Genomic DNA, 19,523 nt, shown 5'->3' with positions numbered 1-19,523 from the left:
CCCGCCGTTACTTTACCTGTGGCCATGGCTGTTCTCCTGTTGTTTTGGTTGTGGTCTGTTAGTTACTGTAAATACGTTGGCGTTAGGCTCTTGCTGATAACCGGTGCAAATTTCGGTAGCAAAAACGCTGTTATTGGTTTTACCGCACTGGCCGTATTGGGTTTTAGGCGCGGGCTTATCGAATTTTGTAACAAACGGGCTATGCTGATCATCTGCAAAACCTTTTGGGCAAAATGCCTGGCAACTAATACATGCCCTTGGCATGAGTACCTTTGAGATTTGAATAGTCATATTTTCTCCTACGCCATTAAGTCTAGTGCCCACCAATCATTACTGCTGATTGCTGTGGCTTCGCCTGCTAGAACTAATCTAGCTAAATCTAAGTCGCCGATAATGTCGGCCGTGTGTTTATTAAATTGGGTATTTGATGGGGTGTTACGCCCGTCAAGCTCTGCATACATGTGCGCTAGGTCGTAAAGCTCGCGAGCGTATGCAAAATGTTTTTCGGTTGGGGTTGGTTTAATAGCCGATTTTGTCGCTTGCATGTTTAGTTGCTCAAAGCTGTGTAGCTCGCGCTCTTGCATGTAGTAAACACGGTTGCCGCTGATCACGTTGCCGCCTTGGTTTAAAGCTTTTATTTGCGCAGGGCTAAAGTCGCTAAGCTTGTTTTTACATTTATCGGCGGTTTGTTCGTTAGTTGGGGCGTGTTTTTGCGCTTCGCTATTAGCTATATAGTCAATAGCGTGTTGGCGATGCTCTTTTTGCTGCGCTGCTTCATCCAGTACCACTAAATGGCCGTCTTCAATTAAGTAAATATGGCCGTTATTTCTAACCCGCTTACCCGCTAACAGATCCTTTTTAACGTTAATGATCTCTTTTGAAGTAAAACCGATCATATTTAGCAATAATGCGTCTGTATGCCCTACTGAGTAAGGCGTACGATTATTCCCACTAGTCCAAGGTAGGTCAGCTGCGCTGACGTTGTTGGCATCCTGCCCACCAATAACGGCGGNGGTGTTTTCTGCTGCTGCTGTGCCTATAACTTGCTTAGACCAGGTATGAACGCGAGTAACAAGCGTGCAAAGGCCAAATGTGTCTTCAACGCCCTTTAGAGTTTTAGTAAATTCTGCGTACTGGTTGCCGTATTCGGTATGCTGGTATGCTGGTTTAAAGCGCGCATCGCGGCCAATACCAAAGCCACCCATTAGCGCAACAAAGGTTTTAAAGTCGCCCTTGTCGGCCGCTTGGCGTATTTGCTCTAGCTGCTCGTTGCCTTGCACTTCTTCGCGCACTCGGCGCAACTCGCGCCAAATAGTAATTGATGGCGACTTTTGAAACTGAAATTGCCTAATGCCCCATGTGCTAGCCCATGCTTTAACCGGGTTAACTGCTTGGGTTAGCTTTTCGCCTGTTTCTGCGTCGTACTCGTTGGCCAGTGCAAAGCCATCAATATTTTTACTTACGTACTTAGCAACATAAGCGGCTGCGCCACCTGTTTTTTTGCCATCTTTGCCAATTTGCGCAGGTAGCATTTTTATAGCGGTGTAGCGTGGGCTGCTCGGAAAGTAGTTTTTAACCGGTGCACGGGTGTACACCTTTTTAGATTTATTTAAACCCCAAATACGGCGCGCCTTTGTGTAGCGTGCGCGTAATGCTTTGCGGTTTTTAAAGCGCTGAAAAAACACCTCGCGGTCGTCGCGGGTAAAATAACGGCGCAATAAATGATTAACTTGGTCGTAGTAACGCGCTGGCATCCACAAAAGCATGTGCCAGTGTGTGCAGCCGTCGGCGTGCGGTTCTGCTACCCGTATACCAAAATACGGTATTTCAAGGCGGTCTAATTTAGCGCGCGCTTGCGAGTACAGTTTATTTAAATATAGGCTAGCGTCTTTTGGGGTTGACCCATCCCATGTAGGCGAGTTTGCATGAAAACGGCTAGGCGCAGTAATGTTATAAAAACCTCCCGTATAACCCATTTCGTCGGCTAGCTCTTCGGTTTCGCGAATGCGTAGCATTAGCTCGTTACGCATATTTTCGGGGTTGGCAACGCCTGCTTCAACCGCTTTCATTAGCGATATAACATCGTTTTTCTCGTTTACTAATTCTAGGCTTTCTAGGTAACGCTTACCGCGCTCTTGGTTGGTGGTGTATTCGGCCACTGCTTGTTTTGAGCAATAGGCGCTAATACCGCGGCGCTCTGTTTTTTTATTACCTTTTTTATCTGTGCTGTTAAATAAATCGCGGCCCACTTCGCCCGTTGCAATTTCTAGGTGCTCTAGGTAGCGGCTACGAATAGTTTTAAGCTTGCGCGACCACCACTTGTGGCACTGCGCTTTTAAAAGGGCTACTTCGGCATCGGGCACAGTTAGGTAAATACCTTTTTCGGCAAACTGTAATTGCACGCTAAATTGTGCGGCAAACTCGTTTACTTTTTCGTGTATGTCGGTTGCATCCCGTGTTGGCTGCTCTTTGGCTAAATCGTTTATCATTTCGGCCGTTTGCATAGCCAGCACATTGCCGTGCTTTTTGGTTTTGTCGGCATTGGCTAAAATGTGCCATGGCAATGGCATGTTGCTAACAATTTGCTCAAGTATTTTTAGGCGTGGTTGTAGTGTTGTAATTGTGCGGCGCAACCAGTCGTTTGCGGTAATTTGCTTGCGCACTTCGGCTACTGTAATTACTTGCTTTTTATTCGCTGTTTTTTTATCGCTAAAGTCGTAGTTTTTACGGCTCGCAATTATTAGCCTTTCGTTGTACTGCTCTTGCGTTTCGCCTTTGGCTTTACCCGTGTTTTTAATGTGGGTGTATTTATCAATATAACGTTTAGCAACACGCATTTGTAACGGCTTAGGCACGCCCGCTAGGCACTTATAAACATAAGCAACTTGCTCTGCATCATCAATAGCCGCAATAACCGACATGGCAGATTTAGTAACCTGATCGCCATGCGCCTGCTGTAAATTCTTTGCGGCTACAGATTGGGGCTTTTTTACGTCGCGCTGCTTTTGTGCAAACTCCATGTTTTTTGCAGTTTGGCGCACAAAGCTAGCTTGTATGCTCGGCGCGCGCTTGCTTTCTACAATGTCTTTAACAATGTAATTATGAATATTATTGTTATGCACTTTTTTAAGCGCGGCGATTGCAGGTGCGCTTATTTTTAAGTTGGTTACGTCAATGCGGTGCTCTGCATTTTTAAGCGCATTATAAAGCCAAGCGTTTGCTTTTTCGCTTGGGTTTATAGGCTCATCTTTGTACCAGGCGTTGCTTGGTGGGGTAATTTTGGCAAGGTATTGCTTAGCCATTTTATACTGGCTGTACGCAGTAAAACGGCCAAGGCCGCTTATTAAAAAATCTCTGTGTTCAATGTCGTCAACGGCTTTAACCATGGTTAAAACCGCTGTTACAACATCAAAGCTTACAATGGGCCACATGCTCATTGTTACAGCTCTATTTCCATTGGCTCACCACCAATTTGGGCGGCATTTAATGCAATGCTCATTTGGCTGTAAACGCCTTCAAAATTAACGTCGTCGTCAGCAATCATTTTTACAATAGGTAGCAAGTCGGTTAGCGTGTCTTCGCACTGCATTAACATGCCGATAGTGCTGCGTTTGTTTAAATTGCGAATTGCAAAATTAACTTGCTCAATAGCGTGTAAAACAATATTAAGTAGTAATTGCTTATTTTTAGATATAGCTTGGTCTTTGATAGCGTTCATTTTTTAGTGTCCTTGGGAGGTTAAAATGGAATGTCGTTTAAAAATTCGGTTAGGTCTGGCTCGTCAGGGCTTACTGGGTCGATGTTGTGGTATGCATCTAAAAGCCTTACATCGTTATCAAGCTGAATATCAAACTCAGCCATTGAATATGCGTACCAGCTATTTGAGCTAAAACGACCAAGTGCTGCGGCGCGCTTTGCTATTTGGGGTGCGTAGGCATTTAAGTCGCATAATGCATTTACCGCTTTTTGAAAATCACACTTTGCTATATCGCGCGCTTTTCTGTGTGCGTTGTAATAGCCAAGTGCGGCCTTTGCTTTTGGGTGTAGTTTCATTACTTCACTACTCCAAGCGCTGAAAATATCTTTCGGAACTCTGCGGTCCTATCGCCTAGGTAAGTAATAAAACAGCCTTTGGGTGCGCCTTTTTTTACATTGCCTTGCGCATCATTAAAATGCGTACGGCCATCAATAAAACAGCTTAAGCCAGCTTTTAATAACTTTTGGCACCATGCTTCTGAGCTATTAACAAAGGTGATGTTCATTGCTTCTTTAAAGTTACCTTGTTCATATTGGTCTAGGTAGTAGTCAATCCAATCGCCATTGCTTGCTATATCTTCGCTAATGCAGTGGCCGCGATACTTGCTGTAACTAGGGTCGTTACATATTTTTTTAACGCACTTTGGTTTGCATGCTATTTCGCCTTTGTTGAATGGGTGATTTAACCAAACAGTATTAGCTATCCAATTTCGTGTTAATGCATCGTCTTTTTCGGTTAAGTAACACGTTGCTTTTACTAACTTGTTAGCAACTACACAACTTGCTGGATCTAAATCAATAACCGGAAACATTTGGTGCACATACTGCAAAACTTTAGCGGGCGTGTAGAACTCAACATTGCCACTGTCTTGGTTTATTAGCTGGTCGGGAGTCATGATCAACCTTTAGTAATTGTTAAATGTGAATAATTGGTATTGGCAGGCTCAACCGGTGCATGTTGCACAAACTTAGCGGGGGCCATGGCGTTAGCATCGGTAAATGCTTTTACTAATTGCTCCATTTGCAAAATAGCCTTGTGAATTTTTAGGCGGGTATCTGCATCAAAATTAGCAAAGCCGCTTTCTAAATGGTGGCGCTTTAGGCCTGCGGCAAAACATACTAGTGTGCGCTCTTGCTCGCTTAGCACTTTGGTATACACGTATTCTGGCGTGTGGCGCTCACTGCCCATTAATGCTTTTATTTCGGCTAGGCCTTTTGGTATGTGGCGGCCAGTTACTGCTTTTAATGGTGCTGGGTTTGGGTGGTTAATAGCTGTGTTTGCCATAATTAATTAACTCCTTGCTGGCTGCGTGTTGCTGCATTTAGGTAATTAGTTGCTTGTGTTTTTAACCAGAAAACTGCTTTTTGTATTGTTTGGTACTCGTCGCCATTGCAATAAACTGGCAAGTCAAAATCACCAACACGCGCTTGAAGCACTGGGTCAAAACCAAACACCGCTTTGCGGGTAGTAATTTTGCAGCTCAATAAATAGCGGCATTGCTCTGCTAATGTTTTAAAACTGCTTAACGTTTCCCTGCTAAATACTTGGTATGTGCTCATTGCCCTGCTCCTATTTAATTCAAAAACCCCCTTTGTTCTGATAAGTTGTAAGTGCGAAAAACCACAAACCAAAACAAAGAGGAAAAACCTATGGATTTAATAATCCCTGAAACCAATAAAAAACAATTTAATAATCTCGCTGAAACAATAATTAACGAACTTGCTAAATCATTCCCCATTGGGGTCGATCTTCATGAGCGTCTATACGATGATCACGAAGAGCTGCTACGACCAACAATTAATTACTTACTTCACGCTGATTACTTATTTAGAGTCGATAACGGTAGTTACTATTACCTCACAGAAAAAAGCGTTAAAAGCCTGAATAACCGCACAGGCTTTCCGCCTATAGTTCCTTAATATTATTAGCCGCTAATACACACTCGCGACAAAGAGCAACAAACTGAGCATTACTATGGCCGTTTACCTCTTTGTCGCGCTTTACTTTTAAGCGAATTAAAAAGCTAAAAAGCAACGCCAGGTCATCGTCTGAATCGCCAATAAACGCATCAATTTTTGCATTTAAAAGTTTTTGCTTTTGCTTCGCCAACTCTCGATTTCCATCAAAACTTAATTCTTCACTCATTGCCCTGCTCCTAGTTATTAACTTGTTTATTGCCGTAAATCTCTTGAAACTTCTCGCTGCCTAACCGCATAAACTCTTCAATATCTGCTTCAAGCCATACCACACGGCCGCTCGATATTTTATGTGTTTTAGGAAACTGCCCTTTATCCATCAACCGGTATAACGATGTGCGGTGCATTCCGCACTTTTGTGCCACATCTGCTGGGCGTAAATAGCGGTCATTAATTGTCACTACCTCGCCGCGTACATTGCGGCGGTAATGGTCTGCGGCGATTAACTGGCTCATGCTGCGCTCTCCTTGTCGGTTTTAACGTGGTCGGCTAGTAGGTCTGCTACCGTTACTTGGCCGTTTGTTAGTTCTGAAATACGGGTAATGTATTTCGCGGGGGCTTGGCCGTACTTATTCATCCAATCCCACACAGAAGCTTGTTTTACACCTAAGGCGTTGCCTAACTTAGTTTGTCCGCCATAGATTTTTACAGCTTTAGCGATGTTATTCATAATTCAACGCCTTTATTACAGTTTGTAGCTGTATTAAATACAGTTGCAGCGTGGTTGTCAATACCTGTTTTAGCTGTAAAATAGCTATAAGCTGTAATTTGGCTGTATTTATTCAACTTAATTAACTGTTTTTGATAAGAAAGGACTACTTATGAGCATTGGAAAAAGAGTAAAAGAAAGAAGAAAAGAACTAGACTTAACCCAAGTTAAGCTTTCTGAAATGATTGGGATAGCTCAGCAATCGCTCCAAAGGATTGAAGATGGAACAACTAAAACGACCAAGAAAATAAATGAGCTGGCCAAGGCGCTACAGTGCACACCTGAGTTTTTGCAGTTTGGTGTAACGGAAAACATCAATAACAACGTTTCGCCAGGGCCTGACATTAAATCAACTGTGCCGCTTATTAGCTGGGTTCAAGCGGGTGCATGGAGTGAAATAAACGAGATACGCGAATGCGACGCTGAACGTTTTATGTGCCCAGTTAACGCAAGCAGCAAAACGTTTGCCCTGCGGGTGCAAGGCGTGAGCATGGAGCCTAAATTTTATGAGGGCGATTTAATTTTTGTAGACCCCGAAGCTGAGTGCATACACGGCTCATACGTGGTCGCGCGTTTAGACGATAATAACGAAGCAACGTTTAAGCAGCTGATAATTGAAAGCGGCCAAAAGTTTTTAAAAGCCGCTAACCCTAACTGGCCAGAACAACTAATAGCAATAAACGGCAACTGCACCTTGGTGGGTAAAATAATATTTGCAGGTAAGTCGTTTTAGTTTACTAAATTACAGCCATAAAAAAGCCCGCACTTGGCGGGCTGTTTTTTAATTGTTTATATAAAAATACTTACAACACCTATTGGCACGGCTAGCACAACACCAATCAATGCCACGCCTATTACCAGGCAACCTGTTGCCTGTGGATTATTTGCCAGCTTATTGCTTGTTACTTGTGATGCTGGCTTTGCAATCGACTTTAAGAATTTAGCGAACTCTTTTTTACTTGCGGTTTCTTCTCCATTTACACCAATAACTGTAATATCTCCAGCAATTCGGTCTATTCTAAATGTTCTTTCATCATTGGCCTTATGGCAATGCCCAGTGAACATCAAGTCTTCATCATCGTCTAGCTCTTGTACGTCAACAAGCCTTAGTGACTTATTACCTTGCCCATCCACGTAACTAAATCGAGCTTGAAACTTAGTGGTTATTAACTTAGCCTCACCCTCGTCAATGCAGTCATCATAACTGCTTGTGGCTTCGTACTCAGGCTGCTTCTCCTCTTTGTAACCCAGTAAAGCCAACTCTTTTTCTATTAGCTGACCAAGATAAGTACTGCCTGCACCCATTGCGGCATGTCGCCATACCTCAAACTTAAACTGCTTTGGATAATCAAAGCTGCTTAACGCTAATTTAATATCGATAACATATTGCTCAACAACCCATTTTATTGACTCTTTTACTTCTGCCTTTGGCTTAACTAAAAACTGCATTTTAATTATTTCATGATCAATTTTATCTGGCGACCCTAGCGCCACATTTATTAGCTCATTAATAAGTAGCTCCTTTTTAAGCTTAGAGTTTAAATTAAGCTGCTTGGCTAATTCTTTTAGTTCTGTTGCTCTATTTTTTTTAAAAACAACCTCCCACTGCTCCGCCGTTAACTCACGACTGGCATTGAACATATTTGTCTCTATCAGCTCTATTGCTTCAATATCCCGCATTAGCTGCCAGCTTTCATTTATCTCTATATTACCGCAATCGAGATTAGGTATTACCTCTCTGAGTTCTTCCCAATATGTGCTTAGCCATTTTTTATCGCCTAGCCACTTCGCTTTGTTTTCTGCTATAGCTTCTTCAAATGCTAAAAACTCAACATCGTAACCAACGTGGTCACCAAAGCAGTTATGATAAATTTTAACGTACTGCGCTAGCGTTTTTGGTTTATATTCTTTTAGGTCTTCTCTTACATCTTCTAAACTACTTTCATCTTTTATAGTTATGAATTTGCCTTTTGCAGTAGGTAGTTTTTTAGCAACAAAGTTGCCTTTGTCATTTTGAAAATATGTGTAATCCACAATAATTCCTTTTAATTATATTTAATATACAGGTTAAGTTTTCGCTCAGGTTTTAACAAGCTGGGGATTTATACAGGTATTAAATTGCAGGCATACTTGCCAATAAAACACCATGAGACAGCAAAAGACAACAGTAGATAGCAGTAGATAAACGCCAATAGTCCTTGAAAGAGACTATCCTGTAAGTTATATTGTTTTACACGGTAAACATTTATACAAATTAATGTTTATACATTTGTTTATTTGCATACCGTTGTAGAGCTTTGTATGTAAGACATTGCACGCCTTGGGAGAGTATTATGAACAATTTTAACGAAGAAGATTGGCCGATATAGGCTGACACGCGTTTTAAAGAAAAGAGCCTTAATGGCTCTTTTTTGTTTTTAAGGGACAATATAAAGTGAATAAAAGCAGTTTAATAAAAAATATTTTTATTGTTTGGTTTATATTTATTCCGATTTTTGGAATTTACCTTATAGCCAAACTCGATTCATTATTTTTTGCAAGTGGTGCTGTATTACTGTCGGCTACGTTGGGTTTATCGGCCGCATTAGCTGGCATGTTTTATCAACGCCAAACCGCTAAAGAAAAAAACACTCTGGATTTTCAGCAAAAACTTAAAGATGACAAAGACTATTTAGCTCATGTAGTCGAAATTAGTAAAATAATACATAGTTTAGAAAGAAAGCAGACATTACTTGATTTAGCAAAACCTCAAAATTCTAGCGACCCGAGGGGTTCATCTATCAGGTACGTTTTAAATACTTGGGAGCAGGCTGCAAACGCTATTAAACACAATTTATATGATGAGGCTTTTTTATATTCGTCTCATAAGTCATCTGTGATTGATCTTAGCTTACATTTAAGGCCTTTTATTAGAGAGCGGCAGATGAAGAATATATCTCTTTATTCTGACTTTAGTTTGCTAGCGCTTAAGTGGACCATTAAAAGGGATAGCTTTGAGTCTCAACAAACAAAAAAAGAACTAAAGCGTATATTCAAACAGCTTGATAAAGTTAAGTCTGGCAAAATTAGTTACCTACAAAAGTAAACCCGCTAAGTGCGGGTTTTTAATTTATTGCATTAATTATAAACTCCTCCCACACTTGTATGCTTTCTCGCTTTTCTGTCATGTAGTCGTACCTGTCGTAATGCACGCTTGATACGTCAAATTTGTGGTGCTGCTGCAGTATGTCGCGGTTGGTTTTATTTATGCCTGCCTTGCCCATGAGTGTTTTACATGTGCGGCGTAGGTCGCGGGGGTTAAATGGCTTTACGCTGTGCTTTTCACACCAACGCAATATTGCCATGCGTATTGTTGATACATGCGCAGTGGCTGTTGGGTTGTCGCGATGTGGGAACATTTGCCCAGCGCTACCCTGTTGCTGCATGAGTTCTTGGATAATGGGTATGGCTAAATTAGACAGTGGCACTATGTGATCGCCCCGCTGTTTTATTTTTATTCTGGATGCGGGAATGGTAAATGTTTTATTTTTAATGTCGTATTCGCTGGCGCGGGATGCGTAAACTTCGTTTATGCGCTGGCCGCCAAGGCACAATGCGAGTTTTATGTATTGCTGGGTGTAATAGGGTAAGTCTTCTGCGTGCCATACTTTTTTTATTTCGTCTTCATTTAGCCAGCGCTCGCCTTTATTTTTTGGCGTTTCAAAATTAATGTCTCTTATAAAGTTGGTTTTAATGTCGTATTCGCTGGGCTTTTTATATTGCTCTGGCGAGTTATCAAAATCGATTGCGTATTTTAATATGCTCATTAGTACGCTGCGAACCAGTCGCGCTTGTTCTTTTGCGCCACGGTTATAAACGCGGTAAATAATGTCGCGGGCCATGTCGATTGTGAACTCGTCGGGCATTAAATCGGGTGTTATAAACGGGGTGAGGTTTCGCTTTATTAGTTTTTCTGTTCGGTCGATGGTTGATGCTGCCCAGCGAGTACTTATGTATGCATTAAAATCATCAAGCATTTGATGCATTGTTTTTTTAGCTGCCGATTCAAACTTGGCTTTTTGGTTTTGTAAGCGGTGTTCTTGGGGGTCAATATTGTCGCTTAGCAATGCTGATATTTTTGCATGTTTACTGCGCGCTGTTTTTAGATCAACAATTGGGTAGTTACCAAGGCCTATCACTTTGCGCTTACCGTTTATGTGATACTGAACCCGGAACGTTTTAGCGCCTGATTCACTCACCCTTATTTGTAAGCGCCCCTCGCCGTAATTTCCCGACTCAGTTAATACGTAGCGCTTTTCTTTTGCTTTAAGTGCTTTTATTGATTTGTCTGTAAAGTTCATCTTTGCTCGTTTAAAACTGTGACCACAACACGGGTCACAGTTTTGGTATCAGTTTAGCTTAAGATAACAATAACAGAATAAGACAGAATAAACAGCCTTAGCCTTTACATTCCCCATTTTTAAAGGGCTTTGCTACAGGTTGATACAGCATGAATGCTAGAAAACGGACATGCCAAGTAATTCACACATTAATAAAATAACCCTTAAAAACCATACATTAAAATAAATAGCGAATATTTGTGTATTAAGCGTACACTAAATTGCAGTCCGCTATAACGGCTATACTTACTTAAAAAGTGTCATTTTGCTATTAGATTTATTTATTTTTACGTTAACACTACTTACGGCTAATGCTTTGACTATACGATAGTTATTGAGTGTTCCTTTGCCGGATAATTAAATATCGTATTTAAGTTACTTTCTACTACAATTTAACATCGTTATGTACTTGAAAATTACTGTTACTAGCGCTACTCTAAGTGAGGTGGTCTGACCTCTATTAAGGAATAAAAATGACACTCATATTTACACTGGTTCTAATCGCGTTGCTTTGCACTGCGGTTTACCACAGAGCAAGTTGGAACACAGCACTTGGTGTTTCGGCTATAACTTTATTAATTGGTACCTTTACGGGTGCTTTTGGTTTAATTAGCTGGTTGATCTTTTTGATCATCGCGGTTCCTCTTTCTGTTACTGGCCTTCGTCAGCAATATATCATCAAGCCTATTTTTGCTACGTTTAAAAAAGTAACGCCAAGCATGTCTGATACTGAAAAATCAGCTATTGATGCCGGTACGACGTGGTGGGAAGCTGACTTATTTTGCGGTAACCCAGATTGGAAAAAACTTCACCAATACCCCGTTCCTAAACTTACTATTGAAGAGCAAGCTTTTGTTGATGGCCCTGTTGAAGTAGTTTGTAGCATGTTGGACGATTGGGAAGCAACGCACGAACTAACCGACCTTCCTCAAGATGTGTGGCAGTATCTAAAAGATAATAAATTTTTTGCCATGATCATCAAAAAAGAATACGGCGGTTTAGAGTTTTCTGCATTTGCACAGTCTTGTGTACTTCAAAAACTAACAAGTAAATCAACATTACTTTCGTCAATTGTTGGTGTACCGAACTCTTTAGGCCCAGGTGAATTATTACAACACTATGGTACAAAAGAGCAAAAAGATCATTACTTACCGCGCCTAGCGAGCGGTCAAGAAATTCCATGTTTTGCATTAACTTCGCCAGAAGCGGGTTCTGATGCAAGCTCAATTCCAGACTACGGTGTGGTATGTAAAGGGCAATGGAATGGTGAGGAAGTTGTGGGTGTTAGTTTAACGTGGAATAAGCGTTACATTACACTTGCCCCAGTGGCTACCGTACTTGGTCTTGCGTTTAAGTTACAAGATCCAGATGGGCTAATTGGCGACAATAAAGAGCCAGGCATTACCTGTGCACTTATTCCAACGGACACTCCTGGAGTTGAAATTGGTCGTCGACATTTCCCGCTTAACGTACCATTTCAAAATGGTCCTACTCGCGGTAAAGATATTTTCGTACCACTTGATTATATTATTGGTGGTCCAGATATGGCTGGTCAAGGCTGGCGCATGCTGGTTGAGTGTTTATCGGTTGGTCGTGCAATTACATTGCCGTCAAATTCTGCCGGTGGCATTAAAATGATTGCCGTTGCAACGGGTGCGTATAGCCGCATTCGTCGTCAGTTCCGTTTACCTATTGGTAAAATGGAAGGTGTTGAAGAGTCACTAGCAAAACTTGCTGGTTACGCTTACAGCTCTGATGCTGCGGTTAGTATGTCTACGGGTGCGGTTGATTTAGGCGAAAAGCCATCGGTAGTTTCTGCCATTATTAAATACCACCTGACAGAGCAAATGCGTGATGCAACTATTCATGCAATGGATGTACTTGGCGGTAAGGGCATCATGCTTGGGCCAAATAACTATTTAGGTCGTGGCTACCAAGGTGCACCTATTGCCATTACCGTTGAAGGTGCAAACATCTTGACCCGTAATATGATTATTTATGGTCAAGGTGCAATTCGCTGTCATCCATTTGTACTTACCGAACTAGGTGCGTGCGAAATTGAAGACCGCGAAGAAGCGCTTAACGTATTTGATAAAGCGCTAATGGGTCATATTGGTTTTACTATGTCGAACCTTGTACGTACTAAGTGGCTTGCACTTACCGGCGCACGTTTTACAAGTGTGCCGTACAACGATGAAACTGCTGAATTTTACCGTATAGCGTCACGCTTTAGTGCATCACTTGCTCTTATGTCAGACATTAGCATGGCAGTATTTGGTGGCTCACTAAAACGTAAAGAACGTATTTCAGCACGTTTAGGTGACTTACTTAGTTACTTATACTTAGTGTCTGCAACGCTTAAGCGTTACAACGACGAAGGCCGTAAAAAAGAAGATTTTGCTCTAGTAAAATGGAGTTGCCAAGATCACCTTTACCATTGCCAACGTGCACTTGCTGATTTAATTAATAACATGCCTTCGGCTCCACTACGTGCCGTGTTAAAAGTATTGTTATTCCCGTTTGGTCGCCCGGTTCGTAAACCAACTGACCAACTTGAGCATAAACTTGCGCAACTACTACAAGTACCTAGCGAAACGCGTAACCGTTTAGCAAGCTATGTATACTTAACAAATGAGCCGCTTAACCTTGTAGGTCGTCAAGAGCAAACGCTTAAAGACGTACTTGCTGTTGAGCCATTATTTGACCGTGTATGCAAAGAAAAAGGTCTTAAACTGCCATTCTTCCAGCTTGATAAAGTAGCGCAAATGGGGCTTGAAGCAGGCATATTAAGCCAAGCAGAGGCTGATAAACTAGCTGCTGTTGAGCAATCTCGTTTAGATGTTATTAACGTTGATGACTTCGACCCTGCTGACTTACTTGCAGGCAAAGCCGCGCGTAATAGCGTTAAAAAAGAAGCTGATGCTGCTTAATTAACTAAGTAAGCATTTGAATACTAAAAGCCAGCGCCTAATGCGCTGGCTTTTTTGTGTAAAATAAATTCTTATATATCAAATCGCACATATCAAGCAATCAAATACTCGACGATAAGTGTAAATTAGCGCTTAGTTATCAATCGCTTCCATGCTAAAACTATGCCTGTATACACTAAAAAACATGCGAGCAATGATGCCAAGCCAGCTAATGTTTGCCCTATAAAACCAAAGTATTCACCGGTATGTAAAAATCGAGATGTTCCCCATGCTTGATCGCCTCGCGTCCAATCAGATTTTTTTAGCGTTTTAATTGCATCACCAGTGCGAGTATCTAAAAATAATGAATATGCATATTCTTGGCGATTCCCGATACTGGTATCAATATAAAAACGTGCTTCGTGTTTTTTGTCACCTAATTCTAACCACATCGAATACCAATCAGTGGCACCATTATGAATTGCATGTATTTGAGCTAGTTGGAATAAAGCATCGTAAGGTACTTTATCAGCCGATAAATTTAATACTGGTAGATGCTTTTCTCGCTCGGGTACGTTTTGCCCAAACGCGCCATATAACGCTTTATTCGCCCAATCAAAATGAAACAAAGTAGCCGTTAATGACAAAACGAGTAAAACCGGCAAACACCAAATTCCAAAAACTAAATGCCACTGCCTATTTCGATGATGTGATGATTTGTAACTCTTTGCTAGTAAAAAATATCCTTTTAATGCAGAGCGATTAAATCGCTTTGGTAACCACAGATAAGCACCCGATAGTAGTAAAAAGATAAAAAATAGATTAGCGTAGCCATTTATATTTTTGCCAATCACTTGTGAAGCGCCATGCAGTAATAAATAACGATGTATATCAGTTACAACGTGAAAAAAACCAGCCGCTAGCCCCTCTCCTTCACGAATAACATCTCCCGTATAAGGGTGTAATAAGTAGCTATTTTTTCCCGCCCAGGCAGGAATAGCAGCCCCTTCTCGATTTACCCAACGAATATAAATATGTGATTGACTCGGATGCGATTTTTGCAAAATATCTACAACAGCATCAGTCGATAGCCGCTGTTGAGCATAGGTGTTTTTTACAGTAAATCGCATTTCATCTAGCTCAACAATCTGTCGTTCATAGGTTAATAAAAAACCAGTGAACGACATGCTGAAAATAAATAAACCGGCGATTAAACCTATAATTAAGTGAGCCCAAAAGACCCACTTTTTAAACAATTTTAAGAACATAAAATAAGTTACTTATTCTTAAAACTGATAAGAAATCGATAAGCGAATATCGCGCCCAGATTCGTATGGACCAACAACAGTGTCAAATACTTCACTGTAATCACCCACACTTGAATGATCGATATATAACTCATTAAATAAGTTAGTAACAGCAACATTAAATAATAATGCATTCGTCACATTCCACTGCCCATATAAATCAACAGTGGTATAGCTTGGTTTATTTAGGGTATATAAAGAATCAGTCCAATCAAGGTCAACAGCTTGATGAAGAGTATCAATATCGAGTGAATCGACTTTAGTTACACTAATACCAACCTTTGCATCGGTGTTAATGTCGTAATCAACGCCAGCAACCCATGTATTGCCTCTACTATTACCTAAACCGACAAACTCATAGCCATTAATATCAATTGCATCATAACTTACACTGTACAACCCATCACGTGGGTCAAGCTCTGTATCAGTAGCTGAAAATCCAATGAAGAAATCAAATGAATTTAAACGATATGCTAGGTCAAACTCAAATCCTTTAGTCTCTAACGTGCCTATATTGTTATAAACCGAGTTTCCTTCATACCCTTCAAATATCACATCATCTAAAGACGAATTATAAATACTTGCCTTAGCGGATAAATTTTCATTAGTGTATGTTATGGATGCTTCAATATTAGCTACGGTCTCAGGTACTAAACTTTCATCCGCTACTGGAATATCTGAACCGTCATATAAATATCCATCAATGGTAAAGCCATCCCCTATTTGTTTACCACGCGCGGTTTCAGCATACCCAAGCCCTACTGTCCAAGCTTCATTAATGTCATATGCTAAACCGATATTAAAGCTCACTTCATTGTCGTCTAAACTCGATGCACTTTCTGTAATTGCAGTGCCATAATATTCATCTAATAGGATGTCTTGTTTAAACTTATAACTATCAAAACGCACTCCATAACTCAGTAAAAGTTGTGGAGTAATATCACTATAACCTTGTGCATAAACACCCAGTACACTGCCTTGTTCTGAATTTTCTTTTGCACCTGCTGCAGACCCACTCGATACTTCATCATTTCTATAATCAACGCCATAAACAAATTTATGTTCATCAATAATACTTGTATTACGAATATCTAAGCCATATGTGTCAATGTCAGCAAGCCAAGCAAATCGGCCGCCATTAAAAGATGATTCGGTTTTGTATGCTGTCGCCTCTAAATACAATAAGTTATTGTGAGAAAATATATAATTAGCAACGTAAGTCTCTCGCTCTGCTTCACTTGGATACAAAGCATCACCTTCTTGTACCGCCCAGTTAGGGCGTGCTGAAAAATCCCCTTCTTCGTCGCGTTTTTCAATACTTACCGACAAATGATGATTATCTGCTAACTCACCACTGGCTTTAATAAACATCATATCTTGATCGGCGGCCGTACCATAAATAGTATCGCCATCACCATTTTCCATGTTCTCGCGATCCACAGTACTGAAATACCCTAGTACGCCCCATGTATCACTTAATTTACCGTATACACTGGTGCTTAAACGCGTACCGTCATTTGAAAAGTAACTTGCTTTAACACGTCCACCAAATTGTTCACCTTGATTAAGTAAGTCTTGCGCGTCTTTAGTTTTAAAGCGGATAGAGCCGCCAATCGCACCAGGACCACTTGTTGCTTCTCCGGCACCTGCTTGCACATCTATTTGCTGTAATAGGTCAGGATCTATTGTTACACGACCAATATGATGAAATAACGTTGATGTTTGCTGTGCACCATCAACCGCTATATTTAATAAAGAATCTTCAACACCACGAATATAGATCTTTTGTGCAACGCCTACCGAGCCACCCACACTAACAGAAGGTGAATGTCGAAAAATGTCAGCCAGATCACTTGCTTGATATTGTTCTATTTCTTCAGCTGTAATACTCAAATTAGTTGCAGAACCAACTACAGATATTTTTTCAACAGACGCTGTATTTTTAGCAAGTTCTTGCGCGTATATAGGTGAACTAAATGATGCACAAATGGCACTCATTAGGGCTAATTTTTTCAAGGGGGACGTTCCTTCTTAATTGCAAATAAGAAGAATTATCATTTTCTTTTGATTGAGAGTATAGCAACTTTACATTTGTTACATTTAGGACATATACAAAGACGCGTTAGGTGCAATCTACTTTAGTTGCCTAAAAATATGTAAGTAAGGGCGTGAACAGGACGAGAAAGCGTTGCTCAGTTTTTACAAGCACAATATGAAATGTAATTTATACACCTTTAGGAACCGTTACAGTCATTACTAAACCACCTGCAGTATCATTTTTAGCAAATACTGTCGCAGCAATCGCATGTAATTGCCTTTGTGCTAAAGCAAGCCCTAAACCAAAGCTATCACTGTTGCATGAGCGAGCTGAATCAATCCGGAAAAAAGGTCTAAAAATAGTATTTAAATGCTCTTTAGGTACTCCTGGACCTTGATCTGCAATAATAATTTGATATTCATGTTTATAATCAATGAGGCTAATCCATACTTTTTTATTAATGGGTGTGTAACGTAGTGCATTTCTAAGTATATTCTCCAGTGCTTGACCTAATGCTCTGTGATTACTGTTTTCAATATGGGCTTGATTAGGTAAGTCAGCAAAAATAAGTTTATCTGGGTACTCAAAACGCCCATCTTCAATGAGAATTTCGAGTAAATCGACTAAATCCAAAGATTCGATGCGCAACTGAGGTGACTCGTTATCTAACCAGGATAAAGTAAGCGTGTCATCCACTAACTTACGGATGTGCTGTGACTCTTTGTGAATACGCTCTAATTTGATTTGCGTGTCTTCTACACCCTTTTCTCTGTGAGAGAGTAAATTGTCAGTTGCTATATCTAAGCGTGTTAAAGGTGTTCTCAACTCGTGAGACAGATCAGTTAGTAATACACGTTGATGCATAATCTGATCACTGATCCGCTCTGCCATTAAATCAAATGTTTCAGCTAACTGGGATAGTTCATCATTGCGTGAGCCCAGCTGCTCTCGAACTCTGACACTAAAGTCTCCTTGGCTAAATGCTCTACTTGCTAAGTCGAGTTCTTTAATAGGATGCATAATATGGCGATATAACACAATCGATAAACACACCAATATCAGCATTGGCAATAAAACTTGTAACGACAAACGTGTTAAATTCCAAAGTGATCCTGGGCGCATTCTTTTCGGCAACTGCACAACAAGGCTAGTTGCACCATCTTTAAAGGGTAATTGCATAACGGGTGCATGCTCAAAATACAGATGGATTTTCCAATCAATACTTCGCCCCAAGTTATACCCTGTATACTCATAACGATGAGAGCGATTACCAGCTAACTCAACCACATTGGCTTTAGCAATTACAGCCCAAATACTCTCTTGTTGTTGTAAATCATCAACCCAACGCTCAAGTTCGCTCATATCGCCTTGATCAAATATAACCTCAGCCTTTTTTTGCCAATTAATTAACTCTTCTCGACTTGAGTCACTTAGCATGCTCATATCATTTTCAAAATGATTAACCGCGACATTAATTAAATAAAACATCGCAACAACACCAGTACCAATAATTAAGCACAGCTTCCAAAATAAACGTCGTGTCATTTAATACAGTACCCTTGCCCATGCACAGTGTGTAAACGGCTGCCATCCCAGCCGGCGTTATTTAATTTTTTTCGTATACGACTCATATGCATATCTAAACTACGATCGTACTGACTGAAACGCTTGTTAAGCGCCACTTGATATAAAAAAGGTTTTAACAGTATTTGTTCTTGGTTTTTCATTAAAATTTGCAGCAAGGCAAACTCAATAGGCGTAAAAGCTAATAGCTCACAATGCAGAAAAACCTGCTGGTGTAGGCTATCTATTTCAAGTCCATCAATATTAGCAATGTAAGGGGTATTTGTGTCTTGTTTAAAAACGCGCCTTAGTACTGAATCTACTCGTAGTAATAATTCTTGGCTATTAAACGGTTTTGCTAAGTAATCATCTGCACCAGCTGATAAACCTAAAATGCGCTCTTCTTCAGCATGTTTTGCCGATACAATTATTACAGGGGTGTTATTACAACTACGTAAAATATTAAGCACTGCTAAGCCATCTTTGCCCGGCAACATAACATCTAATAAAATAAGACTAAAACGTTGAGCAACCGCTAAATCAAGCGCTTGATTACCATCAAAACACTGTGTAACAGAGTATCCTTGGTTGGCTAGTAATTCAGTAATTTGATCATTAAGTAATGTATCGTCTTCAACAACTAAAATATCAAAATCAGATTTGTTACGTTGATAGGCCTGTGGTGCAGACATAGAAAGCCATAATTTTTATAGTATTAAAACAAATTAAAGCAAATGGTAATACAAATCAATATCAAAATCAGTGAGTGTGGAGAAAGTTGATTTTTTGAGTGTTTTGAGTGTTTTGAGTGTTTTGAGTGTTTTGAGTGTTTTGAGTGTTTTGAGTGTTTTGAGTGTTTTGAGTGTTTTGAGTGTTTTGAGTGTT

Annotated in this window: 20 protein-coding genes; 4 read left to right on the top strand and 16 right to left on the bottom strand. The window is 40.5% G+C overall.

Annotation, left to right across the window (positions count from 1 at the left end):
- Positions 1–12 precede the first annotated feature (12 nt).
- The 7 genes from L655_RS0109795 to L655_RS0109765 all read right to left on the bottom strand — a co-directional run bounded on the left by L655_RS0109795 (position 13) and on the right by L655_RS0109765 (position 5,316).
- On the bottom strand, positions 13–291 hold the full coding sequence (locus tag L655_RS0109795; protein WP_024604921.1) for a hypothetical protein: 279 nt from the start codon (positions 289–291) through the stop codon (positions 13–15).
- An 8-nt stretch (positions 292–299) separates the two neighbouring features.
- Positions 300–3,437 carry a replication endonuclease gene (locus L655_RS0109790; RefSeq protein ID WP_024604920.1) on the bottom strand — a complete coding sequence of 1,046 codons (3,138 nt, stop codon included), beginning with the start codon at positions 3,435–3,437 and terminating at the stop codon, positions 300–302.
- A gap of 2 nt (positions 3,438–3,439) precedes the next feature.
- Complete coding sequence (locus tag L655_RS0109785; RefSeq protein ID WP_024604919.1) at positions 3,440–3,718, bottom strand: hypothetical protein; 279 nt, start codon at positions 3,716–3,718, stop codon at positions 3,440–3,442.
- Positions 3,719–3,738: 20 nt separating this feature from the next.
- The gene (locus tag L655_RS0109780; protein ID WP_024604918.1) at positions 3,739–4,053 is read right to left on the bottom strand and encodes a hypothetical protein; all 315 of its coding nucleotides are present in this window, start codon (positions 4,051–4,053) and stop codon (positions 3,739–3,741) included.
- Complete coding sequence (locus L655_RS0109775) at positions 4,053–4,652, bottom strand: DNA N-6-adenine-methyltransferase (RefSeq protein WP_024604917.1); 600 nt, start codon at positions 4,650–4,652, stop codon at positions 4,053–4,055. Before L655_RS0109775 ends, L655_RS0109780 begins: the two co-directional genes overlap by 1 nt.
- A gap of 2 nt (positions 4,653–4,654) precedes the next feature.
- Entirely contained in the window at positions 4,655–5,041 is a 387-nt protein-coding gene (locus tag L655_RS0109770) for a hypothetical protein (RefSeq protein WP_024604916.1), read from the bottom strand.
- Positions 5,042–5,043: 2 nt separating this feature from the next.
- Positions 5,044–5,316 carry a hypothetical protein gene (locus tag L655_RS0109765; protein WP_024604915.1) on the bottom strand — a complete coding sequence of 91 codons (273 nt, stop codon included), beginning with the start codon at positions 5,314–5,316 and terminating at the stop codon, positions 5,044–5,046.
- 90 nt (positions 5,317–5,406) lie between these two features.
- Here L655_RS0109765 and L655_RS0109760 point away from each other — a divergent pair, with 90 nt between their 5' ends.
- A complete protein-coding gene (locus tag L655_RS0109760; protein ID WP_024604914.1) occupies positions 5,407–5,676 on the top strand; it encodes a hypothetical protein in 270 nt (89 codons plus the stop codon).
- On the opposite strand, the gene L655_RS0109755 is transcribed toward L655_RS0109760, so the two are convergent.
- The 3 genes from L655_RS0109755 to L655_RS0109745 are packed head-to-tail and all read right to left on the bottom strand — an operon-like array spanning position 5,663 to position 6,403.
- A complete protein-coding gene (locus L655_RS0109755; RefSeq protein ID WP_024604913.1) occupies positions 5,663–5,902 on the bottom strand; it encodes a hypothetical protein in 240 nt (79 codons plus the stop codon). The genes L655_RS0109760 and L655_RS0109755 overlap by 14 nt on opposite strands.
- Before the next feature lie 10 nt (positions 5,903–5,912).
- On the bottom strand, positions 5,913–6,188 hold the full coding sequence (locus L655_RS0109750) for an AlpA family phage regulatory protein (RefSeq protein WP_002960068.1): 276 nt from the start codon (positions 6,186–6,188) through the stop codon (positions 5,913–5,915).
- The gene (locus L655_RS0109745) at positions 6,185–6,403 is read right to left on the bottom strand and encodes a YdaS family helix-turn-helix protein (protein WP_024604912.1); all 219 of its coding nucleotides are present in this window, start codon (positions 6,401–6,403) and stop codon (positions 6,185–6,187) included. Before L655_RS0109745 ends, L655_RS0109750 begins: the two co-directional genes overlap by 4 nt.
- Before the next feature lie 151 nt (positions 6,404–6,554).
- Here L655_RS0109745 and L655_RS0109735 point away from each other — a divergent pair, with 151 nt between their 5' ends.
- Positions 6,555–7,175 carry a S24 family peptidase gene (locus tag L655_RS0109735; protein WP_024604911.1) on the top strand — a complete coding sequence of 207 codons (621 nt, stop codon included), beginning with the start codon at positions 6,555–6,557 and terminating at the stop codon, positions 7,173–7,175.
- 56 nt (positions 7,176–7,231) lie between these two features.
- Here L655_RS0109735 and L655_RS0109730 read toward each other — a convergent pair whose 3' ends face one another.
- Complete coding sequence (locus L655_RS0109730) at positions 7,232–8,476, bottom strand: hypothetical protein (protein WP_024604910.1); 1,245 nt, start codon at positions 8,474–8,476, stop codon at positions 7,232–7,234.
- A 400-nt stretch (positions 8,477–8,876) separates the two neighbouring features.
- On the opposite strand from L655_RS0109730, the gene L655_RS0109725 reads away from it, so the two are divergent.
- Positions 8,877–9,527, top strand: a complete 651-nt coding sequence (locus tag L655_RS0109725) for a DUF4760 domain-containing protein (protein WP_024604909.1) — start codon at positions 8,877–8,879, stop codon at positions 9,525–9,527.
- A gap of 19 nt (positions 9,528–9,546) precedes the next feature.
- Here the strand turns inward: L655_RS0109725 and L655_RS0109720 are convergent, their stop codons facing one another.
- Positions 9,547–10,782, bottom strand: a complete 1,236-nt coding sequence (locus L655_RS0109720) for a site-specific integrase (protein WP_024604908.1) — start codon at positions 10,780–10,782, stop codon at positions 9,547–9,549.
- Between the two features lie 512 nt (positions 10,783–11,294).
- Between L655_RS0109720 and fadE the strand changes: the two genes are divergently transcribed.
- The gene (gene fadE, locus L655_RS0109715) at positions 11,295–13,751 is read left to right on the top strand and encodes an acyl-CoA dehydrogenase FadE (RefSeq protein ID WP_024604907.1); all 2,457 of its coding nucleotides are present in this window, start codon (positions 11,295–11,297) and stop codon (positions 13,749–13,751) included.
- Between the two features lie 125 nt (positions 13,752–13,876).
- On the opposite strand, the gene L655_RS0109710 is transcribed toward fadE, so the two are convergent.
- The 4 genes from L655_RS0109710 to L655_RS0109695 all read right to left on the bottom strand — a co-directional run bounded on the left by L655_RS0109710 (position 13,877) and on the right by L655_RS0109695 (position 19,330).
- Positions 13,877–14,998 (bottom strand): PepSY-associated TM helix domain-containing protein, encoded by a 1,122-nt coding sequence (locus L655_RS0109710; RefSeq protein WP_024604906.1) that lies wholly within the window; start codon positions 14,996–14,998, stop codon positions 13,877–13,879.
- 18 nt (positions 14,999–15,016) lie between these two features.
- Positions 15,017–17,053 carry a TonB-dependent receptor gene (locus L655_RS0109705; protein ID WP_024604905.1) on the bottom strand — a complete coding sequence of 679 codons (2,037 nt, stop codon included), beginning with the start codon at positions 17,051–17,053 and terminating at the stop codon, positions 15,017–15,019.
- A 208-nt stretch (positions 17,054–17,261) separates the two neighbouring features.
- A complete protein-coding gene (locus L655_RS0109700; RefSeq protein ID WP_024604904.1) occupies positions 17,262–18,620 on the bottom strand; it encodes a histidine kinase sensor domain-containing protein in 1,359 nt (452 codons plus the stop codon).
- On the bottom strand, positions 18,617–19,330 hold the full coding sequence (locus L655_RS0109695) for a response regulator transcription factor (RefSeq protein ID WP_024604903.1): 714 nt from the start codon (positions 19,328–19,330) through the stop codon (positions 18,617–18,619). Before L655_RS0109695 ends, L655_RS0109700 begins: the two co-directional genes overlap by 4 nt.
- Between the last annotated feature and the right edge of the window lie 193 nt (positions 19,331–19,523).

Origin of the sequence: Pseudoalteromonas sp. TAE79, from assembly GCF_000498015.1 — a bacterium.
Classification (GTDB): Bacteria; Pseudomonadota; Gammaproteobacteria; order Enterobacterales; family Alteromonadaceae; genus Pseudoalteromonas.
This window is presented reverse-complemented; position numbering and strand designations above follow the sequence as displayed.